Source organism: Paenibacillus catalpae (genome assembly GCF_900112695.1).
Lineage (GTDB): Bacteria > Bacillota > Bacilli > Paenibacillales > Paenibacillaceae > Pristimantibacillus > Pristimantibacillus catalpae.
This window is the reverse complement of sequence record NZ_FOMT01000004.1, coordinates 76,717-97,829: the sequence shown is the minus strand read 5'-3', so window position 1 is coordinate 97,829 and position 21,113 is coordinate 76,717. Positions and strand designations below refer to the sequence as shown.

At 49.8% G+C, this 21,113-nt stretch carries 19 protein-coding genes; 15 read left to right on the top strand and 4 right to left on the bottom strand.

The window, feature by feature from the left end; translation table 11 throughout:
* Positions 1-143 precede the first annotated feature (143 nt).
* The 4 genes from BM200_RS18250 to BM200_RS18235 all read left to right on the top strand — a co-directional run bounded on the left by BM200_RS18250 (position 144) and on the right by BM200_RS18235 (position 3,993).
* On the top strand, positions 144-962 hold the full coding sequence (locus tag BM200_RS18250; RefSeq protein WP_091188095.1) for an alpha/beta hydrolase: 819 nt from the start codon (positions 144-146) through the stop codon (positions 960-962).
* A gap of 82 nt (positions 963-1,044) precedes the next feature.
* The gene (locus BM200_RS18245; protein ID WP_091188094.1) at positions 1,045-2,115 is read left to right on the top strand and encodes a DUF3048 domain-containing protein; all 1,071 of its coding nucleotides are present in this window, start codon (positions 1,045-1,047) and stop codon (positions 2,113-2,115) included.
* Positions 2,116-2,356: 241 nt separating this feature from the next.
* Positions 2,357-2,968, top strand: a complete 612-nt coding sequence (locus BM200_RS18240) for a DUF47 domain-containing protein (RefSeq protein ID WP_091188093.1) — start codon at positions 2,357-2,359, stop codon at positions 2,966-2,968.
* Between the two features lie 29 nt (positions 2,969-2,997).
* Positions 2,998-3,993: an inorganic phosphate transporter gene (locus BM200_RS18235; protein WP_091188092.1), complete on the top strand. Its 996-nt coding sequence runs from the start codon at positions 2,998-3,000 to the stop codon at positions 3,991-3,993.
* A gap of 53 nt (positions 3,994-4,046) precedes the next feature.
* Here the strand turns inward: BM200_RS18235 and BM200_RS18230 are convergent, their stop codons facing one another.
* Together BM200_RS18230 and BM200_RS18225 are read right to left on the bottom strand one after the other, a co-directional pair.
* Complete coding sequence (locus BM200_RS18230) at positions 4,047-5,396, bottom strand: lytic polysaccharide monooxygenase (RefSeq protein WP_091188091.1); 1,350 nt, start codon at positions 5,394-5,396, stop codon at positions 4,047-4,049.
* 402 nt (positions 5,397-5,798) lie between these two features.
* Positions 5,799-6,365 carry a hypothetical protein gene (locus BM200_RS18225; protein WP_091188090.1) on the bottom strand — a complete coding sequence of 189 codons (567 nt, stop codon included), beginning with the start codon at positions 6,363-6,365 and terminating at the stop codon, positions 5,799-5,801.
* Positions 6,366-6,710: 345 nt separating this feature from the next.
* Between BM200_RS18225 and BM200_RS18220 the strand changes: the two genes are divergently transcribed.
* The 11 genes from BM200_RS18220 to BM200_RS18170 all read left to right on the top strand — a co-directional run bounded on the left by BM200_RS18220 (position 6,711) and on the right by BM200_RS18170 (position 17,268).
* Complete coding sequence (locus BM200_RS18220; protein WP_028612369.1) at positions 6,711-7,001, top strand: YerC/YecD family TrpR-related protein; 291 nt, start codon at positions 6,711-6,713, stop codon at positions 6,999-7,001.
* Between the two features lie 4 nt (positions 7,002-7,005).
* Entirely contained in the window at positions 7,006-7,782 is a 777-nt protein-coding gene (locus BM200_RS18215) for a sirohydrochlorin chelatase (RefSeq protein ID WP_091188089.1), read from the top strand.
* A 31-nt stretch (positions 7,783-7,813) separates the two neighbouring features.
* A complete protein-coding gene (locus BM200_RS18210) occupies positions 7,814-8,728 on the top strand; it encodes a diacylglycerol kinase (RefSeq protein WP_091188088.1) in 915 nt (304 codons plus the stop codon).
* Between the two features lie 112 nt (positions 8,729-8,840).
* On the top strand, positions 8,841-10,385 hold the full coding sequence (gene rlmD, locus BM200_RS18205) for a 23S rRNA (uracil(1939)-C(5))-methyltransferase RlmD (RefSeq protein WP_245773082.1): 1,545 nt from the start codon (positions 8,841-8,843) through the stop codon (positions 10,383-10,385).
* 92 nt (positions 10,386-10,477) lie between these two features.
* Positions 10,478-11,005 (top strand): cupin domain-containing protein, encoded by a 528-nt coding sequence (locus tag BM200_RS18200; RefSeq protein WP_091188086.1) that lies wholly within the window; start codon positions 10,478-10,480, stop codon positions 11,003-11,005.
* 164 nt (positions 11,006-11,169) lie between these two features.
* Positions 11,170-11,571: a hypothetical protein gene (locus tag BM200_RS18195; RefSeq protein ID WP_091188084.1), complete on the top strand. Its 402-nt coding sequence runs from the start codon at positions 11,170-11,172 to the stop codon at positions 11,569-11,571.
* A gap of 118 nt (positions 11,572-11,689) precedes the next feature.
* Positions 11,690-12,733 carry a dienelactone hydrolase family protein gene (locus BM200_RS18190; RefSeq protein ID WP_091188083.1) on the top strand — a complete coding sequence of 348 codons (1,044 nt, stop codon included), beginning with the start codon at positions 11,690-11,692 and terminating at the stop codon, positions 12,731-12,733.
* Between the two features lie 216 nt (positions 12,734-12,949).
* Positions 12,950-15,028 carry a choice-of-anchor J domain-containing protein gene (locus BM200_RS18185; protein WP_175532921.1) on the top strand — a complete coding sequence of 693 codons (2,079 nt, stop codon included), beginning with the start codon at positions 12,950-12,952 and terminating at the stop codon, positions 15,026-15,028.
* A gap of 148 nt (positions 15,029-15,176) precedes the next feature.
* Entirely contained in the window at positions 15,177-16,229 is a 1,053-nt protein-coding gene (locus BM200_RS18180; RefSeq protein ID WP_245773081.1) for a CapA family protein, read from the top strand.
* 72 nt (positions 16,230-16,301) lie between these two features.
* A complete protein-coding gene (locus tag BM200_RS18175; RefSeq protein ID WP_091188077.1) occupies positions 16,302-16,715 on the top strand; it encodes a hypothetical protein in 414 nt (137 codons plus the stop codon).
* Between the two features lie 22 nt (positions 16,716-16,737).
* A complete protein-coding gene (locus BM200_RS18170) occupies positions 16,738-17,268 on the top strand; it encodes a hypothetical protein (protein ID WP_091188075.1) in 531 nt (176 codons plus the stop codon).
* Positions 17,269-17,470: 202 nt separating this feature from the next.
* Here BM200_RS18170 and BM200_RS18165 read toward each other — a convergent pair whose 3' ends face one another.
* Together BM200_RS18165 and BM200_RS18160 are read right to left on the bottom strand one after the other, a co-directional pair.
* Complete coding sequence (locus BM200_RS18165; RefSeq protein ID WP_091188074.1) at positions 17,471-19,249, bottom strand: ABC transporter ATP-binding protein; 1,779 nt, start codon at positions 19,247-19,249, stop codon at positions 17,471-17,473.
* Positions 19,236-21,011 carry an ABC transporter ATP-binding protein gene (locus tag BM200_RS18160; RefSeq protein WP_091188072.1) on the bottom strand — a complete coding sequence of 592 codons (1,776 nt, stop codon included), beginning with the start codon at positions 21,009-21,011 and terminating at the stop codon, positions 19,236-19,238. Before BM200_RS18160 ends, BM200_RS18165 begins: the two co-directional genes overlap by 14 nt.
* Between the last annotated feature and the right edge of the window lie 102 nt (positions 21,012-21,113).

Sequence of the window (21,113 nt, the reverse complement as noted above, 5' to 3'; positions counted from 1 at the left end):
GGATGAGAGGGATTTCGGGCAGAATAACGCTATTGACACCGTCCTCATACAGATGATAATATGAACTCAACTAATTCATAGTATTCGGGTAGGGATTATAAATTATATGATTAAAGAACGTAACTGCAGGAGGACTTATCGTTATGGAAAAACAATTATTGCTGCGTCATGAAGGGCTCGAGCTTACGGCAACGCTCCATTATCCGAGCGATCATACAAAGGACAATTCGAAAAAGCAGGCTATCATTATATGCCATGGATTTGTCGGCAGCCGGGTTGGCGTTGACCGGCTGTTCGTGAAGACGGCAAGAGCGTTTGCGGAGCAGGGCTCTTACGTCATCCGGTTTGACTACGGCGGCTGCGGCGAGAGCAACGGTGATTACGGCGCGCTGGGCTTTGACAGTATGATCGACCAGACTCGAACCGTTATTGATTATATAGCGGGCATGGACTGCGTAGATCCAAGAAGGATCGTATTGCTTGGCCACAGCCTCGGCGGTGCTGTCGCTATTATGACGGCTGTCAGAGACAAACGCGTGAAGCGTCTTGTCTTATGGTCCCCGGTGGCCTATCCGTTTAATGATATTGTTCGGATCGTTGGCCGCGGCGGTTATGACGAGGCGGTACAGAAAGGAAGCACGGATTATGCAGGCTTTACGCTGCAGCCGGTGTTCTTCGAATCGCTGCTTCAGCATCAGCCGTTCCAGGCGGCGACGCGCTTTGGCGGAGAGGTGCTGCTTGTCCACGGTACCAGCGATGAATTGATCCCGGTTGACTACAGCTTCCTGTACCAGAAGGTGTTCTGGACCCGCAGCGACGGCCTTTGCGACAAGGAAATTATATTCCAGGCAAACCATACGTACTCGAGCCGCCATCATCAGGAGGAAGCGATCCGCGTTACCTCCGGGTGGCTGGAAGGGCTCGATAAGCAGCAGCAGGAATGGCATAACTGGAGTATTTAGGAAGACATGCCCCGTTTTTTATGATTAAATGGTAGTATTCGATTTTGAACTCTATCATTCTCTTCTAAAAGGCGGGGAACACATGGGCAGACGTTTACGCAGTGTATGGTTAATAAGCTTGGTCCTTCTATTTGTTTTATTAGCCGCTTGCAGCAGCGGTGCAGGCAACAATGCCGGGGAAGCAACACCAGCTCCGACGGCATCGGCTGAGCCGGAAGTAACACCATCAGTTGAGCCGACACCTGAGCTTGCTTTTACGGCTCCTCTTACGGGCCTGAAGCAAGAGACGGAAGCAACGGCGCGGCCTGTTGCGGTAATGATTAATAATTTGAAGCCCGCTCGTCCGCAATCCGGACTAACCAATGCTGATGTAGTATGGGAAGTATTGGCTGAAGGAGGGATAACGCGGCTTGTGGCGATTTTCCAAAGTACCGATAAGGGTACGGATGCGATTGGTCCAATCCGCAGTATTCGCCCTTACCTGATTGATATCGGAGAAAGCTATGGCGCTATTCTGGCTCATTCAGGGGCCAGCAATGATGCCTATGATATTTTGCAGCATCAGGACAAGCCTTATCTGGATGAAATCTCGAATGCGGGACCATACTTCTGGCGGAGCAAAGACCGCAAAGCGCCGCATAACTTGTATTCCGAGCTCGATAAGCTTCGGGCCGGGGCCGAGAAGAAGGGCTACCGCAGCGATGTAACCGTGCCAGCCTATCCATTCGCTGAGGAAGGGGCGACCGCATCGGGAGCACCGGCGACTTCGATTCAAATCAAGTTTCTGCTAAAGGATTACAAGGTCTCCTATGATTATGATGCGGCAGGCGGATTGTACAAGCGCTTGGTTAACGATGAGCCCCATACCGATATGAACAATGGCGAGCAGCTGTCTGCGGCGAATGTGGTGGTACTGGGCGCTAATCACAAGACGCTGGATGATGCCGGAAGACTCTCGGTTGATCTGCATGCGGGAGGATCGGCTCTCCTGTTCCAGAATGGTAAGGTTACCGAATGTGAATGGGTACGAGACAATGACAACATGGTCCGGCTGATGAACGATGGGACGGAGCTTCCGTTTATCCCGGGGAAAACGTTTTTCCATGTCGTTCCGAATACGCCAACATTTGCTGAGCATGTGATTTATGGGTAAAAAAGATGCAAGTCGGACACACTCTAATTAGATGTAGAGGGTGCCTGCGTATACAGCCTTAAGGATATAATGGCGGAGCGCTCCTGTGCGGAGTGCTTCTTTTTATATTTTTTTTGCAAAAACGCAAACTTTTCATAAATCCTTTACATTCCCTTAACAATTATAAAGTAAACTGTGTTAAGATATTGTGGGCTCATTTCAAAATGATGCCTAACCATCCAGTCGGGTAAAGGGGATTAAGATGTTTAAGAAAAAGGATATTTTCTTTAAGACGTTTGAAGAAATGGCTGATACGCTGGTAGACGCAATTGAATATTTCGCAAACGGTGTTTCGGACCTGTCGGATGTTACTCAGTTCGCCAAAACGATGAAGGAACATGAGAGCAGAGGCGACCAATACGTTCATACGATTCTGAAAGAACTGAACAAAACGTTCATTACCCCGATTGAGCGGGAAGATATTATGGCACTAACTTCGTCTCTGGACGATGTGCTTGACGGTATTGAAGCATGCGCATCGCGCTTTGAGATGTACAATATTCAGGAAAAAGACGAATACATAACGCTGTTTGGCGATATTCTGCTTCGTTCCGGGCACCAAATCAAGAAAGCGATCTATCTGTTGACAGACAAAAAGCTGCTGGCAATCCGCGAGCCGAATATTGCGCTTAATGAGCTTGAGAATCAAGCGGATGACTTGCTGCGTGTCTGCATTAAGAGCCTGTTCACGAATGTGACTGATCCAATTGAGCTGATGAAACGGAAAGAAATCTACGAAATGTTGGAGCAAACGACCGACTACTGCGAAGATGTGGCCAATACGCTGGAATCGATCATTATGCGCAACAGCTAAGCTTACACGGAGAGTAGGAGTCAATTCAAATGGATTCAATCACATTATGGATGGTTGTTATATTTGCACTAGGTTTTGACTTTATCAATGGGTTCCATGATACGGCGAACGCAATCGCAACAACGGTATCGACGCGTGCGCTTAAGCCGCGCGTAGCTATTATTATGGCAGCTTGCATGAACTTTGTTGGTGCGATCACGTTTACGGGCGTTGCGAAAAAGATCGGCAGCGGTGTCGCCAACCCGGCAGATTTGCCGAACGGGGTAGAAATCGTTATAGCCGCACTGATTTCGGCGATTGTCTGGAACCTCTTAACCTGGTGGTTCGGCATCCCTTCTTCCTCATCGCATGCCTTGATCGGCTCGCTCGCCGGTGCGGTAGCATCTGGAGCAGGCTTTGATGCCATTAATGCAAGCGGCTTTGTGGATATCATTAAAGCGTTAATTTTCTCGCCATTGATCGCTTTTTCCGCTGGTTTTATTATCATGTGGTTACTGAAGCTTATCTTTGCGAAGACAAGCCCTCATCAGGTGAACAAGGGCTTCCGTTTCGGTCAGATTCTGACCGCGGCATTCCAATCGTTCTCGCACGGTACGAATGACGCTCAGAAAGCGATGGGTATTATTACATTCGCTTTGGTAGCGGGCGGTATCCAGGACCACTTTGAGGTTCCGCTGTGGGTGAAGCTGTCGGCAGCACTCGCCATGGCTCTTGGTACATCCGTTGGCGGATGGAAAATTATCAAGACGATGGGGACCAAGATCTTCAAGATTGAACCGATTAACGGCTTTGCGGCCGATATTGGCTCGGCAGGCGTTATCCTGTCGGCAACCGTAATGGAGCTGCCTGTCAGCACAACGCATGTTATCACATCGTCGATCCTTGGCGTAGGCAGCGCGAAGCGCTTCTCCAGTGTCCGTTGGTCGCTTGCCGGCAAGATTGTTGTCGCTTGGGTCATTACGATTCCGATTACGGCGCTCTTGGCTGCGGCTATCTTCTGGGTAATGGATAAAGTGTTTTTCTAAGAACTTCAAAAGTGCCGGGAATCCCTATTGGACTCCCGGCACTTTTTATTTGTTTATTGCAATTTCCAAAGCGCCGGCACGTTGGATGGTTCCCACCCTGTTAGTGATGTGTGAGCCTGCAGGCATTTGTAGGTTGAACCATTGAAAGTGACAAGTGCACCTACTGCGTATGACGTGTTGGCTGCCCAGGCAGCAGCGCCTGTAGAAGCGGCTGTCGTACCGCTGACCGTGCTGGCCGCGGATTGGTTGCCGGCAGCATCAATGGCGTATACGGCGAAGTTGTAAGTTGTGCTTGCTGCAAGACCGGTAACGGTATAAGAGGTTGCGCTGCCCGGGGTTGTCGTTACGAGCGTCGACCCGTTATAAATTTTATAGCCGGTTACGGCTACATTATCCGTAGAAGGATTCCACATGACCATCATGCTGGAAGAGGTTGGCGCCCCCATAATATGAAGCCCGCCAGGTGCGGAAGGTGCTGTCGTATCAACGGCAGATGGTGCCGCTGTTGTGACGCTCAAGCTGTTGCTGGCTCCGGATTCGTTGCCGGCTGCATCAATGGCCTTGACGGTAAATGTATAGGCGGTGCTTGCAGTCAGACCGGTAACGGTATAGCTTGTTCCCGTGCTCGAGGTAGTCGCGGCCAAGGTAGTGCCTCTGTAGATTTTATAGCCGATTACACCAACGTTATCGGTTGATGGATTCCATGACAAGGAAACGCTGGTGGAAGTAGTAGCGGTTGCAGCAAGGGAGGCCGGAGCCGAAGGCGCTGTCGTGTCGGTCGGATTTGTTCCGGTGAAATTAACGTCGATTACGTTATAGAAGGCGTTGGCCGTATCGGCAACTTCCCAAACGGCGAGGATGACATGGTAGCCGCTTCGCTGCGGAACGTTACAGGTATTGGAGTAGCTGAAAGGCGGCTGCGCGCCGTTGTAGGCAACAGAGCAGAATGGCGTCAGATCGAAGGAGTCACGGGTGAGGGCGGCATTCGGGTTCCAGGTTGGTTTTGTCATGTAATATTTCCAGCTTGCAGTAGAGTGGTTGGCTGTCAGCTTCCAGGTGAAGGTGTTCGTGCCGGCAGCCATGTTCACTTTCGCCCAACGGGTTGCGGATTGTTCATCGAGCTTTGGAAAAGCCCCGTTTGCGCTGGCGATTTTACCGTCTGCAGGCCCGGCAGCAGGGAAGCCCTTTGGTGCTTCCAAGCTTTGCGGTTCATACACGATAGAGCCGCAATCGGTATTGGCACCGCTTTTGCATAACGCGGCCCGGCTTGCCGGCCCTTCCACATAACCGTGCGAATACGCTTTTTCTGATGAGAAAAACATGGAGACGGCTGTGAGTACAAGCAGTGCACATAACGTAAATAGCTTTGCTGGAGTAGGCCGTGACAATCGTGATACGGTCATTTAAACATACCTCCCAAGAAAAAGTTTATATAAACTCGACGAGCTTATATCGGACAAAACTAGTGCAATGGATGGTATGAATAAGCGACTAAAAGTTATAAGGTTATAATGATTGTAGGGGATGTGAAGAAATTCCTCATGAGTCTTTTGGAGCAAACTTCCATAATTTTGAATGTTATAGTCAAAATGTAGATCTGTCTGCGCAAAACTTGAATAATGGGCTTGGTAGATGGAGCTTCTTAATGGTTTTTCGACATCGTGGTTAGTTCAAAAGTCACGCCGGGCTTGTACCAGCATTTACAGGACTCGACAAACGAGATATAAAAAAGAAAAACCACCCCGGCTACAGCGAAAGGCTGCAATCGGAGTGGTTCATCCTACGCTGTAAAAAGCATGCGGACATTAGCGCTGCCGCTTCCGCTTGCGGCGGCGGCCAGCGGAGCCGGTAGGTTTTCTGCGGCGCTTGCGTTTCTTCGGTACCAATTCAACATCGTCGTCCGTTACGTCACTGCCGGAGTCCTTTTTGAAGGAGCCAAAAATCACCTTAACGAGAGGTGCCATCTGAGACACACTGGATACGACCTTTTGCACCTTGCCCACTGTGGTCAGTATGCCATCCAGGCCGCCAATCCGATCGACAAAGCCTTTGATCTCATTCAAGCTTGGCATGTTAAAGCTGCCGGATTTGGCAGGTGTCGTCGTTTCCACCAGCTCTGCCGCTGTTGCCGGAACAACGACAGGCAAGCTGTCCTCTTGTTGTATAATAGTCTCTTCGGTCGAAAAGACAGGAGGCGCAGGTGGAATTGGGGCGGTCTCCGAGCCGAAGCCAAGCGGGTTTTGGAAGCTGTTAAATCCTTGGCTTGTATTTCGAGCATAACCGCGTCGGTGATGGCCGCTATGCGGCGAGTGCGGCGGATACTGGTGAGGGTTCGAATGTCCGCCTCCACCAGGGTAGTTCCGGTAATTCACGCGGATCACAACCTTTTTTCAAAGTTTATGGAACAGTTGCTTCCCTACTCCGTCCGCTTCCATCCGGGCTATACAGCCTGCATGCGAGGCCCTGGTCCCGTATGTCGTATAGGGAAGTATTCTTGGTATTAGTCTATGGCATAGGCAAACGTGACGATTGGACGAATGACCCGATTTTATAGAAATAATGTGGATAATAACCTACATCGAGCTCTTCCGTCCTGTAAAGCGTGAATACGGTAATGCTTGAAAAAACCCCCTGAAAAAGCTACAATGAAGAGCAATAGACATTAATTATAATGCTAGAAATGCGCGTGTAATCGCGCCCCTGAGGAGTGGATGATCATGCAGCTCAAAAAGCTGAACGATAAAGCGATTGACCAATTATTCGAGGCTATCCTGACTTTAAAGTCGGTTGAGGAATGTTATGTCTTTTTTGATGATTTGTGCACGGTTAATGAGATTCAATCGTTGTCGCAGCGTCTAGAGGTAGCACGCATGCTGGGCAAGGGCAGCACTTACAACCAGATTGAGGCGGAGACTGGTGCAAGCACGGCGACGATTTCCCGGGTTAAGCGCTGTTTGAATTATGGCAACGATGGGTATAAAATGGCTTTAGAGCGTTTAGGCAGATAGTGCCATGAAGCCAGGCATTCTTGTAATCAGCCATGGTTCAAGAGAAGCAGAATGGGTTCGGCTGGTCGATCAGGCGGTGGAGGCAGCAGCAGCTTCTCCACTCGTGCAAGGCGTGCCGGTCTATTCTTCTTTTCTTGAAATTGTTGAAGGCCGTCTGATTCAGGATGGCATAGATGCGTTAGAGGAGCAAGGGGTAACGGATTTATTCGTAGTGCCTTTGTTCATTTCGTCCGGCAGCACGCATGTCGATGAGATCGGGCAGGCCTTTGGATTGCCTAAGGCGGCGGAGCTTGAAGGGGATTTGGGAACTTTCCGGGTGAACGCCAACGTCCATTACGGCATGCCAATTGATGATGATCCCGATATTGCGGAGCTGCTGCTGTCGAATATTAAACCGCTATCTGTCTATCCGAAGCAGGAGACGGTAATGCTTATAGCGCATGGAAGCAAGGAGAAGGTCTTTCATGAACGCTGGCAGCAAGGTCTGAACCAGCTCGCAGAGCGGCTGCGGAAGCTGGGTGGTTTTGCCCATTCGGCGACGGCAATGCTGCTGCCTGACCAGGCGGCAAATCATTTGAGAGCACTTCAGCAAGAGAGACCGAATGAAGCGGTAATCGTCGTTCCTCTGTTTTTGAGCAAGGGTTATTTTACGAATACGGTCATTCCATCGCGGTTAAAGGGCCTTGAGTACCGGTATAACGGTCAGGCCATGCTGCCTCATCCGGCCATTGAGCGGTGGCTGGAGCGGCGCATGACGGCCGCATTGCAGAGAGGTAGATGACCGTTTTTTGAAAGAAATGGTGGGTTAATCGATGAAGCGTGCAAGATTGATTTACAACCCGACATCGGGTAGAGAAGAGATGAAGCGCCGTCTCCCTGATATTCTACAGAAGCTTGATCAGGCAGGTATCGAAACAAGCTGCCACGCTACGATTGGAGCGGGAGATGCAACGCTTGCTGCAGCGGATGCGGCAGACCGGGATTATGATCTGATCATCGCCGCGGGTGGTGACGGGACGATCTATGAGGTAATCAACGGGATGGCGAATAAGCCGAATAGACCTCCGCTTGGCATTTTACCGCTTGGGACAACAAATGATTTCGCCCGTGCGATGGGCATTCCGAAGCATTGGGAATATGCCTGCGATCTTATTATTCAGAATTACACGCGGCCGATCGATGTTGGTCAAGCGAACGAGCGTTATTTCATTAATATTGCCGGGGGCGGCTCGCTGACCGAGCTGACCTATGATGTGCCGATTAAGCTGAAGACGATGATCGGACAGCTGGCGTATTATTTGAAAGGGTTAGAGAAGATGACCCGCTTAAGTCCGACGGAGCTTGTGATTGAAGCCGAAGGCGTCGGCAGCTTCCATGAGGAATTTATGCTTTTCCTTATTTGCAACAGTAATTCGGTTGGCGGATTTGAGAAGTTGGCGCCGGATGCGAAGCCGGATGACGGGCTGTTTGACGTTGTTTTGCTGAGAAAGTGTAATCTTGCGGAGTTTATCCGGATCGCTACGCTGGCGCTTCGCGGCGAGCACTTGAATGATTCGCATGTCATTCATTTCCGGACGAACAAGATGAAGGTGACATCGCCGAGCTATGTCCAGATTAACCTGGACGGCGAGTACGGCGGTACGCTGCCGTTTACGTTCTCGGTGCTGCCCTCGCATTTGCAAATCTTTGCCGATGAACATGGCGAGGCAACCTATCGTCATCGGTAATGGCAATTGGAATAAACCTCTAATAGTGAGCCAAGGGCTTGCTGTCGGAGGTTTATTTCTTTTATCAGATGCATTACACTATAGGGATAATAGGATGAGGAAGCGGAGAGCAATGATGAACAGAAACAATACGCGTAATGCGGGTTCGAATAGAAAAGGCCATACACAGACTGCGGCGGGCGGCCGGAAGAGCGGGGGAGCAAGAAGAGCTCCGTCGGAAGCCGTTGTAGATGCACCGGTACAAAAGAATGATGAAGTGGTCGTCGATATTATCGGTCTTACCCATGACGGAGAAGGGGTAGGCCGGGCGGACGGCTTTACCTTGTTCATCCAGGGGGCGCTCCCGGGCGAGCGTGTACGGGCGAAAGTCATGAAGGTGAAAAAAGCATACGGCTATGCCCGCCTTCAAGAGCTGATGGATGCCAGCGCCGATCGCGTGGTGCCTGTATGCGGCATCTATGACAAATGCGGCGGCTGTCAGCTGCAGCATATGGATTATACCGCACAGCTGAACTGGAAGCGTCAGCATGTTGTTGATGCGTTGGAGCGGATCGGGAAGCTGCAGATCGCGGCGGGCGAAGATGCGGTGGATTCGGCTGGGGTTATTGTCCATCCAACGGTTGGGATGAACGAGCCATGGCGTTACCGCAATAAAGCGCAGGTGCCGGTAGGCGCTTCGGCCGGAGAAGGCGAACTGATTGCGGGCTTTTATGCGAAGGGCAGCCACCGGATCATCGATACGGATGAATGCCATATCCAGCATGACCGGAATGACGAAGTTGTCCGTATCGTGAAGACCATTGGCCGGGAGCTCGGTATATCGGCGTATGACGAGGAGAGCGGCCAGGGGCTGCTTCGCCATGTGATGACAAGGACAGGCTTTGTGAGCGGCGAGATTATGGTCGTGCTCGTTACGAACGGCCGTAAGCTTCCGCAAGCCGAGCAGTGGGTGGAACGTATCCGTAAGGCGCTGCCGGAAGTGAAAAGTATTGTGCAGAACGTGAATACTCGCGATACAAATGTGATCTTTGGCGATGAGACGCGGGTATTGTGGGGCAGCGAGGTGATCTATGACGAGCTGGACGGTATCCGGTTCGCGATCTCGGCCCGGTCATTCTATCAGGTTAATCCGACGCAGACGGTGGAGTTGTATCGCAAAGCCGTAGATTATGCGCAGCTAACCGGGACGGAGTCGGTGATCGACGCTTATTGCGGCATCGGGACAATTTCGCTCTTCCTCGCCCGTAAAGCGGGACGTGTGTATGGCGTTGAGATCGTGCCGGAAGCGATCGAGGATGCGAAGCGTAATGCGGAGCTGAACGGCATCAGCAACGCTTCATTCGAAGCAGGACCGGCGGAGGTTGTCATTCCCCGTTGGCGCGAGGAAGGCATTATTCCTGATGTCATCGTTGTGGATCCGCCGCGCAAGGGCTGCGACCCGGCGCTGCTTGATACCATTCTGAAGATGCAGCCGGAGCGGGTCGTGTATGTCAGCTGTAACCCTTCCACACTCGCGCGTGACCTTCGTACGCTCGAAGACGGCGGTTATAAGACGGTGGAAGTAACACCGGTTGATATGTTCCCGTGGACGAGCCATGTGGAGTGCTGCTCAATGTTGGTGCGGCAGGACAATCAAATCGGTTTTTCTTCATTGTAAACTAGTGGGCTTTTGCCCAATTTGTTTGCCTGTATCTAGGCAGTTGCATAGGATAAATGGTCAATAAGAAAATGACTAAGAGGAGCATAAGTATGTATCCTAGTTCAGGTTATCAGCATCAATTGCAAAATCCAATGCAATGCTACAGGTATAACAATTGGAATCCCCACTATTATAACTGGAACAATCGAAACTATAATCCATATGGAAACATCACATTACAGGATTATGGAGCAAGACCATTTGTTGTGAATATTGACCAAGCAACCAAGCAAAACAACAATTACCGGACTGCTTTATGGACAGGTAAGTATTTTCAAGTAACGTTGATGAGTATTAATGTTGGTGAAGACATAGGTTTGGAAATCCATCCGACAACTGACCAGTTCATACGGATTGAAGAAGGTCAGGGATTAGTTCAAATGGGTGATAGCAGAGAAAATTTGGATTTTCAAGTAATGGCGTACGATGACTATGCAATTATGATACCTGCAGGAAAATGGCACAATATAACCAATACAGGTAATCGCCTTCTTAAAGTTTATGTTATTTATGCACCGCCTGAGCATCCATATGGTACAGTTCATGAAACGAAAGCAATCGCTCAAGGAACGACTTAAGTAAACATAGCTTTCGAGTCTATTAGTAATCAGTAGTCAAGCTCCCTTCCTGATGGCGGAAGGGAGCTTATTTTATATCAAGAGCTTTATTTACGAGCACTCACACTCAAGATACCATTACATATACTGGCATAGGCTTAAGACCAATGGAAGGAGGTTATGGCATGTATACCTTTCCATTCAATCGACAGAATGACCATCCCGTGTTGGTGAGCGCTAGACAGAGTGCTGCCAATCAAATTCTGTTAACGTATGATCGGCGGACTGACTTAGAATCGGCTGTCAAATTATCGAATTATTGGATCCGCAGCAATGCCGGGCCAAACGGAGCGGCAAGCGTGAACATGGGGGATGCCCTTTCGGCTGCAAACGCCATTCAGCCCAATATGGCGATGATTATGCCGACGGACAATACAAACATGAATTTTACTCTTACGCTTAGAAACAACATTCCTCCTCGTACGCTTTATATTGTTCTCCCCTGCTTCGTCAATGCGGAGGGGTCAACCGGATTTAGCGGGGAGAATTGGGGACCGTATAGCATGAACATGTTCATCGGCATTTGAGTGTCATCGTAGCTTCCGTATTTTGTCTGAACGAGGAATAAGGGTTTCTCGAAGGAAGTATTCCAATTTATAATGAATTCAAGGATTCTCTTTCAATGAGAGGAGCGGATATTCGATTATGGATTGGACAATGGACGCGATGCTGGGGCAGCTGTACGAGCAAGCGGAGAGGAACAGAAGTCGAACGAATGGCGCTTTTGCTGCAATGGAGGAGAGACGGAATATTCTGCTGCATAAGCTGAAGCAGGCGCTGGGGGAGTTCCCGGCCCGGAACTATCCGCTTCATGCGAGAGTGATGGACCGGACTGATTATGGCGAGTTTATTCTGGAGCGGGTTGCTTACTCTACGATGGAATCGGTTCAGGTACCGGTCTGGGTGCTGATTCCAAAGGGCAAAGAAGGTCCAATTCCAGCCGTGCTTGCCTGCCATGGGCACGGCAATGGCATGAGGGATGCGGTGGGACTGGATGAAGAAGGCCGGGAGATGGACGATTCGGGTATTCATAACCGCTTTGCAGTTCAACTGGTACGTCAGGGGATGATCGTTATCGTCCCCGAAATAATGGGCTTCGGCGTTCGCCGTCTGGAAAAGGATAGGAAGGCCAATGGGAATAGAAACTCCTGTGCGGCTTTGTCCTCTCAATTGCTCATGTACGGGAGAACTTTGGCAGGAATGAGAGTATACGAGGCCACTCGAGCGCTTGATTATTTGCAATCCCGTACAGACGTGGATGCCGGGAAAATAGGAGTGTTCGGATTTTCGGGAGGCGGGTTAATCGGGGCTTACGCGTCTGCATTGGACGAGCGTGTGAAAGCGACGGCGTTATGCGGCTGGGTAAATACGTTTAATGGCAGTATTCTGTCCATGCCGCATTGCATAGACAACTATTTGCCGGGCATTTTGCTTGAAGCGGAGCAGCCGGAGCTTGCCGGACTGATTGCGCCCAGAGCTTTATATGTGGAGTCTGGCGAGCATGATCCGATCTTTCCGGTAACACATACAAAGGATGCCGTCGCTGCTCTCCAGAAGATCTATGACGAGTGGGAAGCGTCAGACCGTTTTGGATGGGATATTCATTCTGGTAAACACGAGATCAGCGGCAGGATATCTATCAGCTGGCTCTATCGCAGATTAACGGAACAGCAAACCGACCGGATTTGACAAAAGCTAGGGCGATAGTTATGCGGCACAGGTCTTCCTGACATCAGTATGTATGGTAGCTCTGGCACTTTCACATATTTTCCTCCTTGTTATGATAGTTGACATAGCCTATTATTCGGCTAGCTATTCGATCAGCTCATGCATACGAGGCAAGAATCATCACAATAAGCCTATTCCGGGCTGTTTGTATGATAATTCTTTTTAGGAGGAATGTATGTGAGGAAACGCAAACTTTTCAGTATGATTTCGTCTTTCATTCTGGTCGGCGGTCTTTTAACACCGGCTGCTGCAATGGCAACGCCGTCCAAGCAGACAAGCTTTAACGCAAATCCAAGTGTACTGGACGTAGGCACGAAGCTTAGGGCGGATACGCTTGAAAGTGTCGAAGCAGAAGGCCGGCTTGACCTTGCGGGCAGTGCCGCCTCAACAAATGCCGCCTCATCATCAGCGGCAGCCGGCTTGACGGAAGCGGATGTGGGTGTGGTCAAGCCATGGCTGACGAACAACGACGTGGACGGTCAATATTACTTAACGAACTTTACACTTCGCGCGGTTGGGAAGAGCGGTGAGGTGTGGGTAGCCAATAACCTTAAGTTCCCGGAGGGAGATCCGCGGAACGGTTCCGTTCAAATCACGGATGAGCAGGTACAATATTTGCTGAACGAATTCGAAACCCGCATTTATCCTAAAGAAATCGAATACTTTGCTCCGCCGGCTGAGCGCCAGGGAGAAGACGGCTATAATGGCTTGTACAAGGATGACAGCGGCCGTGTTGTTATTCTGATTGATAATATCAAGGATCAGAGCTACTATGACCCGAACTATCCGAGCTATATTGCCGGTTACTTTTCCCCGACAATAAGCGATTTTGCCGACCGCAACGTCATGACGATAGACAGCCTGGATTGGCTCAACAGGACCGGACCCGCCTCGGCAAAGCCCTATCTCTATGAAGGCGTATTCGCTCATGAATTCCAGCATTTGCTGCACCGGGATACCGACCCTTCTGAAGAAAGCTTCATCAATGAAGGCTTGTCCGACTTTGCCCAATACATGGTCGGATATGGCCACTCCACGGATCATGTAAACGAATTTTTGTCGAATCTCCGCAACTCCCTTACCTTATGGGGCGACCAGTCCGATCTCCAGATTCTTGCCGATTACGGCAACGCCTATTTGTTCCAGCTGTATCTCTATGATCATTACGGAGAATCGCTTATCCGAACCTTGTTCCACAATCCGTCCACCGGCATAAGCGGTGTAGAAGCTGCGCTCGGTGAAGCGGGTATCGATAAGTCGTTTGCCGATTTATATGCAGACTACATGACGGCTGTTGTGCTGGACAGCGGGTATCAGGGGGACTCCTCCACGTATAAGTTCACTTCCATTGACCTTTCTCCCGACTTTGCTACTTCGGTTCTGGCAGACAATATCTCTCCTGCATGGGGAACAGATTTTAAGGTTATAAAGCCGGATTCCAAAATTAATCATTTGTACTTTCAGGGGCTCGACTTCCTGCGCACGAACTGGACACCTGTAGAGGATCCCGAACGAGGCACGGTTCTTTGGAGCAATCAAGGGGACCAGGCGGACAATTTCCTGATCAAGGAGCTGGATCTGACTGGTGATACTGCCCCTGAGCTCAGCTTCGATACCAGCTATCATATCGAGGAGCAGTGGGATTTCGGCGTTGTACAAGTATCTGAGGATGGCGGGAAGAATTGGACTTCGCTATCTAACGAAGATACACGCAGTGATCTTGTCGAAGGAGGACATCCGAAGATCGCAGCGAATCTGCCTGGCTTCACAGGCAACTCTGAAGGATGGAAGACGGAGACATTTGATCTGTCCGCTTATGCCGGCAAGAAGGTTCTGTTTGGTTTCCGCTACCTGACGGACTGGGGCTTCAATGAAGCGGGCTGGTACTTGTCCAATCTGCGGCTGAACGGGACCGTAATCGATCCGATGACAGGCACATCCGGCTTCAAGAGCCTGGAGCAGACGATTAGTCAATACGTGAACTATCAGGTAGAGTTCATTGGTCTTATGAAGAACTACGATAAGCAAAAGGAAAAAGAACGCGGTAACCAGGTTAAAGTCATCCGGGTGCCGGATCTTATCAATATGTCGGAGTCCAATCGCATTGAGCTTGCTGACATGCTCCACAGCTCCAAGTATGACCGCATCATTATGATGACGACGTACGCCGGGCCCGAAGGCAGCGTGAGCAGCGTGCCTTATCATTACGACGTGGTTTTGAAGGCTGACGGAAAGAAGGACAAGCCGACTAAATAGAGTGAAAGAAGACGCCGGGATACTCCCGGGCGTCTTCTTTTTTTGCTGAATGCCTCTTCCATTCTAGTAATCTATTTCTTCCGCCAAGCATACACATTAGTAGTCTTGGTTTGGAAGATACATAGATTCGATGGAGGGTTCGATGCGAATGATATTTCTCAAGTACTTTGCGGCATTGCTTATTTTTCTTGGATTTAATCTGGAGGCAGCAGGCAACGTTACCGCTGTAGCTTCTTCTGCAAATTCCTCCCCTAAAGAGGACAAGCCGATTGAGATCAGCTTTGCCGGAGATATTTTGCTGGACGGGAAAGTAGCAGCCAACATGGATAAGTACGGAGTCAATTACCCTTTTGAACATGTCCGTGAGCTTTTATCCGGTTCTGACATCAGCTTCGCCAACCTGGAGACGCCTATTTCTACACGCGGGCAAAAGGCTAACAAAACCTACACCTTCCGTTCCGCTCCCAAGACGCTCCAAGGCATCGTGAACTCCGGGATCGACGGGGTATCAGTTGCCAACAACCATACACTGGATTATGGAGTTCATGCGCTGACCGATACGCTGGATTATTTGGACAAGTACAAGATTGGCCACACCGGGGCGGGCCGTGATATTGACGAGGCTTTTACCGCTTACTCCAAGACCGTGAACGGCAAGAAGGTTGCCATTGTTGGCATTAGCCGCGTCTTGTCCGGTCCAAGCTGGTATGCAGGCGATAAGAAGGCAGGCATTGCATCCGGTTATAACTTTGACTCTATGATGCGCTACGTCAAGAATGCGGTAAAATATTCGGATCTCACGATTATCTATATCCATTGGAATAATGAGTACGAGGATTACCCGGAAGATTACGCGAGGACGTATGCGAAGGAATTCATCGACGCCGGAGTAGATGCGGTTATGGGGAGCCACAGCCACTGCCTGCAAGGAATTGAGACGTATAAGGGCAAGCCGATCTTTTACTCTCTCGGAAACTTTGTCTTTACGCCAACGCAGCGTTCCAATAAGGCGTACGACTCGATGATTGCAACCTTGACGTTTAAAGGGGATAAGGTAAGCAGTAAAATCACACCGGTTAGATTAGAAAACACAAGGCCAACTTTGCGAGAGGCTGCTTATAACGAGAAGACGTACTCGAAGCTGAACAAGATCTCGTTTAATGTGAAAGTGAACAAGGACGGTACGGTATCGGCAAAATAACAGGGAAGAAGGTTAATGCTTCATTCCAGCGAATAATAGATTCGATGGATTATTATTGCAGGGGGTTATTTTTTGAGAATCGGAAAGTCCAAATATAGATTTTTCATTTTTTTAGGCTTATTCATTATTACGGTTGTGGCCGTAAACGTCCTATCCAAATATGCCGATGTTTCCAGTGTATCCGTCTCTTCTGTGAAGACCGAGACGAATGGCAAGCTTAGCTTGAAGATCGGCTCTCTGAAGGGCACCTATCGTGTAGATGACTTCTCCATCTCAGAAGCGGGACCAGTAAGTATTTCTTATGAGGCGTCTTCGGAAGAAGGGACTTTCACTATCAAGGTAAGCCGCTCCGATGAGACATTATGGGAGAAGAACGTATCGTCTCCGGAGACGGGGGCTATTGAATTTGATGGGGTAAAGGGGCATTACGAGATTACAGTTGAGACCGAATCAGCGAAAAGGCTTGTCATCAAGCTCTCTCGTTAACTAGTCAATAACCGGAGGTAACATGGATTATATACGTGACTATACGATGTATGCCGCGATTTTTGGCTGGTTCAGCTTTTGCTGGTTCGGCTGGGCACAGGAAAGGCCAAAGGCAAGCTGGCGCAAATATATTGGCATTGCATCGGGTGTTGCCCTGCTGGTCTGTTTGCTCGGCGTTTACTTAAGCATTCATAACTGGAACGAACCATCGGTCTTATCCGACAATGCCTCCTTCAAGACTTATTTGATTACTGTATATATCGAATTTGCTGTTGCTGGAGCGGGAGCTTTCCTGCTGATACGGAAAAAAGCAAAAGAGCATATCGCCCCATGGATTGCTTTTATCGTTGGCATTCATTTTATCGGTTTGGTAAGCGTCTTTGACGATGCTAGCCTATATATACTGGCGGTCCTTCTTGTCGCCGTTTCTATCCTGGCTGTTATCGCTGCGCCTAAGCTTCAGGTCGCGAGCAGTGCCATTACGGGTATAGGCTCCGGCACGGTTCTGTTCGGGTATGCAGTTCTTGGCTTGATCCGTTATTTAGCGGTTTAGCTTGTTATATGCATCGCAGACAAGCCACATGTGCATGATGTTTTCGCGTACCGCTTTTAGAGATTTGGCGAGAAGAGTAAATACGCCGTTTGATTGGCTTCTTTTTGTTTGAGCATTTGCTGAACAGGTTGCAGTTTAACCTGAATGTAGAAGGGGGTGTCCCGTAGTCATTTTCATGACTTATGGGACACCCCCTTTTCTATTACAAGGCTTCCATCTTTTGCGCGGAGTACAGCTTGTAGTAACGGCCACGCTGTGCCATGAGCTCATCATGCGAGCCGGCTTCAGCGATGCCTTTATCCGCTACGTACATAATCTTATCGCAGTTCTTAACCGTCGACAGACGGTGAGCGATAATAAATGATGTTCGGCCTTTCAGGAGTTCGTTAAGGCCTTTCTGCAGCAGGCGCTCGGTCTTCGCGTCAATGGACGAGGTCGCCTCATCCAGGATAAGAATGCGAGGGTCGGCGAGCAGTGTCCGGGCAAAGGAGATAAGCTGGCGCTGGCCTTGGGACAGCTTAGAGCCGCGTTCATTGACCTCGGTCATATAACCATGCTCGAACTCGCGGATGAAATCATCAGCGCATACGGTCTTCGCTGCCGCAATAATTTCTTCCTCCGTTGCATCAAGCCGGCCGTAACGGATGTTATCCATAATCGTGCCAGAGAAGATAAAGCTGTCCTGCAGCATGATCCCCATCTGGCTGCGCAGAGACTTGAGCTTCACCTGTGCGATATCATGACCGTCAATCGTAATTTCGCCGCCGGTTATGTTGTAGAAACGCGAGATCAGGTTAACGACAGTCGTCTTGCCTGCGCCTGTCGGGCCGACGAGAGCAACGCTTTCGCCTGCTTTAACGTTAAAGGACAGATTCTCCAGAATGTTATGACCCGGATCGTAAGCGAAGGTCACATCATTGAAGGCGACATGGCCCTTGATTGGCGGCAGCTCCTTCGCTTTTGGAACATCGCTGACGGTTACCGGCTCATCCAGCGTCTCGAAGATCCGTTCGAGATAAGCTACGGCATTGATAAAGCTGTTATACAAGTTCGAGATATTCAAGATCGGCTGCCAGAAGCGTGCCGCATAGCTGCTCATGGCGAGAATAACGCCAAACGTAACTTCTTCAGGTCCAAGCGCCAGCAAGCCTACGAAATAAATCGCCGTAGTGACGATGGACGCCAGATTATCGACCGAGAACGGAATCAGGAAGTTCAGGTACATGGTTCTCATCCATGCATTGCGATAATTGGTAGACAGGCGGGTGAAGAGACCCTCGTTATGTTTTTCCCGGGTGAAAATTTGAGTAACACGAATACCGCTGATGCTCTCTTGCGTATAAGCATTCAGGTTGGAGCTTTTGTTCGATACATTTTGCCACGCCCGGCGTTGTCTAGTCTTGATGAGCAGGATGACGCACATGAAGACCGGAAGGCCAGCGAGAATGACGAGCGACAGCTTCGCATCAACCGCAAACATAAAGATCGCAATGAAGAGAAGGTTTAGAATTTCAAGAATGAAGTTGATAATCCCGTTCGACAGCACGTCGGATACGGAGTTGACGTAGTTGACGACACGGATCAGAATCTTGCCCTGCGGACGGTCGTCATAATATTGGAACGGCAGCTCCTGCAGATGCTTGAACAGATCGGTGCGGATGTCAAAAATAATGTCCTGGCCGACGCGTGTCATAATCCGGGAGCGGATGGTGGCGAGAATAACGCTGGCCACTATCGTCAAGAGCGTCATGACCGACCAGAAGATCAGCCCGCTTTTGTCTTTCTCGGGAATCGTGACGTCCACGACATGTTGAATAATGAGTGGTGCGGACAAGGCGATCCCGGCAGACAAAGCGCTCAGGATAAAGGCGATGATCATCGGCTTCTGTTGTTTCTTGATATAGACGAGCGCGCGCCGGAAATGCTTGATATTAAACGGGGTTTCCAGGTTTTCGTCGATATCGAATTTATTTCTCGCCATGAGCATTCACCTCTCTTCCGATGCCTTCGTTCTGCAGTTTGAATACTTCATAATAATAGCCGCGCTTGGCAAGAAGCTCAGCATGCGTGCCTTCTTCAATAATCCGGCCATTCTCCAAAATAATGATCCGGTCAGCTTCAGCCGTTGTTGATACACGCTGTGCGATAATGATCTTCGTGCAGGCAAAGTCCAGCTCGCGAAGACTCTTCTGAATATGCTCTTCCGTCTCGAGATCGACGGCGGAAGTCGTATCGTCAAGTATAAGAATCGGAGGCTGTACAGCGAGCGCCCGCGCTAGAGCTATCCGCTGCTTTTGCCCGCCGGACAGACCTACGCCGCGTTCGCCAACGATCGTGTTGTAGCCCTCCGGCATTTTCTCGATGAAGTTATGGGCCGCAGCGAGCCGGGCGAACTTCACGACATCTTCTTCCGGCATATCCGGATTGCCGTAAGCAATATTGCCGTCAATGGTGTCCGAGAAGAGCAGCACATCCTGCGTTGCTACGCCAATATTGCCGCGGAGCTCATCCAGCTCCAGCTTGCGGACATCCGTACCGTCGACAAGAACGCGGCCTTTTGCTGCATCATAGAAGCGCGGGATCAGGTTAATGAGGGTTGTTTTTCCTGAGCCCGTTGCCCCCATGATGGCGATCGTCTCGCCGGGTTCAATCTTGAAATTGATATTCTCCAGTACCGTTACGCCATCGTATTTAAAGGTTACATTATCGAATTGGATACGGCCTTGATAACGGCGTTTTACAGCCGCATTGTGATGGTTGGCGATTTCCGGACTTGCGTAGTAGACCTCCATGATTTTGGTAACGCTAGCGAAAAACCGCTGAATATCATTAATGATAATGCCAATGCTGCGCATCGGGTTGGACAGACCCCAGATCAGCGCGGAAAAAGCGGAAAATTCACCAAAGGTAATACGTCCGTCCATGACGAGCAGACCGCCGGAGATTAACAGAATAACGGTGAAGCCTTGAGAGAAGATCTCCAGGTACGGGAAGTAGTCGAGCCATACCAGGGCCGCCTTCTTGTTGGCCTCGGAGTAGTTGACGCTTTTATCGGTGAACTTATTGATCTCGAACTCTTCGCGGGCAAAAGCCTTTACGACACGGTTGCCTGCGATATTTTCCTGTGTAATCGTGTTCAGCTGCGACAGGCGCTCACGCAGATCCACATACATAGGACGAACGCGTCTAGCGAATATAAACGCCACAATAAAAATAGGAGGCGATAGAATGAGCAGCCACAACGTAAGTTCAGCGTCGATGAAGAAGAAGTAGACAACTGCCGCAACAAAGACGGTAAGCGACTCAATAATCGTCTTGATAATCCATGCCAGGGAGTGGCGGACCATGTCGAGGTCGCCCGTCATCTTGGTCATGAGATCCCCGGTACGGTTGCGGTCGTAATACTTCATGTCCTGGCCCTGAATTTTGTTGTACAGGAAAATCCGGACACGATAGAGCATGTTCTGAGAAGCGCGTTCATACAGGAGAGTTGTAAAATAAGAAAGTCCCGTACGAAGCAGAGAGAAGCCGATCATCCCGAGACCCAGGGCGATCAACAGTCCGCGCTCGTCTCTCAAATTTTGTGCCGCATCGCTGCCCGCGATGAAGGTATCTACGATGCGCTGCCCGATATACGGGTTAATGATCGTGAGCGATGAGCCAATGACTGACAGACATAGGGCGATAATGTACCTTGCCCGATCCCCTTTCAGATTGTGCCAAAGCCACTTGAACTGAAACATGTGTGATCACCGATTTCTGTAGTAGTGTAAATGCTTTATTGGTAAAAAACTATGGAGATTATATCACAAATAATCGGAGTTCCAACGGTTTTTTATGAGTTT

Coding starts and splice junctions, on each gene's coding strand:
- BM200_RS18250 (WP_091188095.1), top strand. CDS start 144: ATGGAAAAACAATTATTGCTGCGTCATGAAGGGCTCGAGCTTACGGCA.
- BM200_RS18245 (WP_091188094.1), top strand. CDS start 1,045: ATGGGCAGACGTTTACGCAGTGTATGGTTAATAAGCTTGGTCCTTCTA.
- BM200_RS18240 (WP_091188093.1), top strand. CDS start 2,357: ATGTTTAAGAAAAAGGATATTTTCTTTAAGACGTTTGAAGAAATGGCT.
- BM200_RS18235 (WP_091188092.1), top strand. CDS start 2,998: ATGGATTCAATCACATTATGGATGGTTGTTATATTTGCACTAGGTTTT.
- BM200_RS18230 (WP_091188091.1), bottom strand. CDS start 5,396: ATGACCGTATCACGATTGTCACGGCCTACTCCAGCAAAGCTATTTACG.
- BM200_RS18220 (WP_028612369.1), top strand. CDS start 6,711: ATGCAGCTCAAAAAGCTGAACGATAAAGCGATTGACCAATTATTCGAG.
- BM200_RS18215 (WP_091188089.1), top strand. CDS start 7,006: ATGAAGCCAGGCATTCTTGTAATCAGCCATGGTTCAAGAGAAGCAGAA.
- BM200_RS18210 (WP_091188088.1), top strand. CDS start 7,814: ATGAAGCGTGCAAGATTGATTTACAACCCGACATCGGGTAGAGAAGAG.
- rlmD (WP_245773082.1), top strand. CDS start 8,841: ATGATGAACAGAAACAATACGCGTAATGCGGGTTCGAATAGAAAAGGC.
- BM200_RS18200 (WP_091188086.1), top strand. CDS start 10,478: ATGTATCCTAGTTCAGGTTATCAGCATCAATTGCAAAATCCAATGCAA.
- BM200_RS18195 (WP_091188084.1), top strand. CDS start 11,170: ATGTATACCTTTCCATTCAATCGACAGAATGACCATCCCGTGTTGGTG.
- BM200_RS18190 (WP_091188083.1), top strand. CDS start 11,690: ATGGATTGGACAATGGACGCGATGCTGGGGCAGCTGTACGAGCAAGCG.
- BM200_RS18180 (WP_245773081.1), top strand. CDS start 15,177: ATGATATTTCTCAAGTACTTTGCGGCATTGCTTATTTTTCTTGGATTT.
- BM200_RS18170 (WP_091188075.1), top strand. CDS start 16,738: ATGGATTATATACGTGACTATACGATGTATGCCGCGATTTTTGGCTGG.
- BM200_RS18165 (WP_091188074.1), bottom strand. CDS start 19,249: ATGGCGAGAAATAAATTCGATATCGACGAAAACCTGGAAACCCCGTTT.
- BM200_RS18160 (WP_091188072.1), bottom strand. CDS start 21,011: ATGTTTCAGTTCAAGTGGCTTTGGCACAATCTGAAAGGGGATCGGGCA.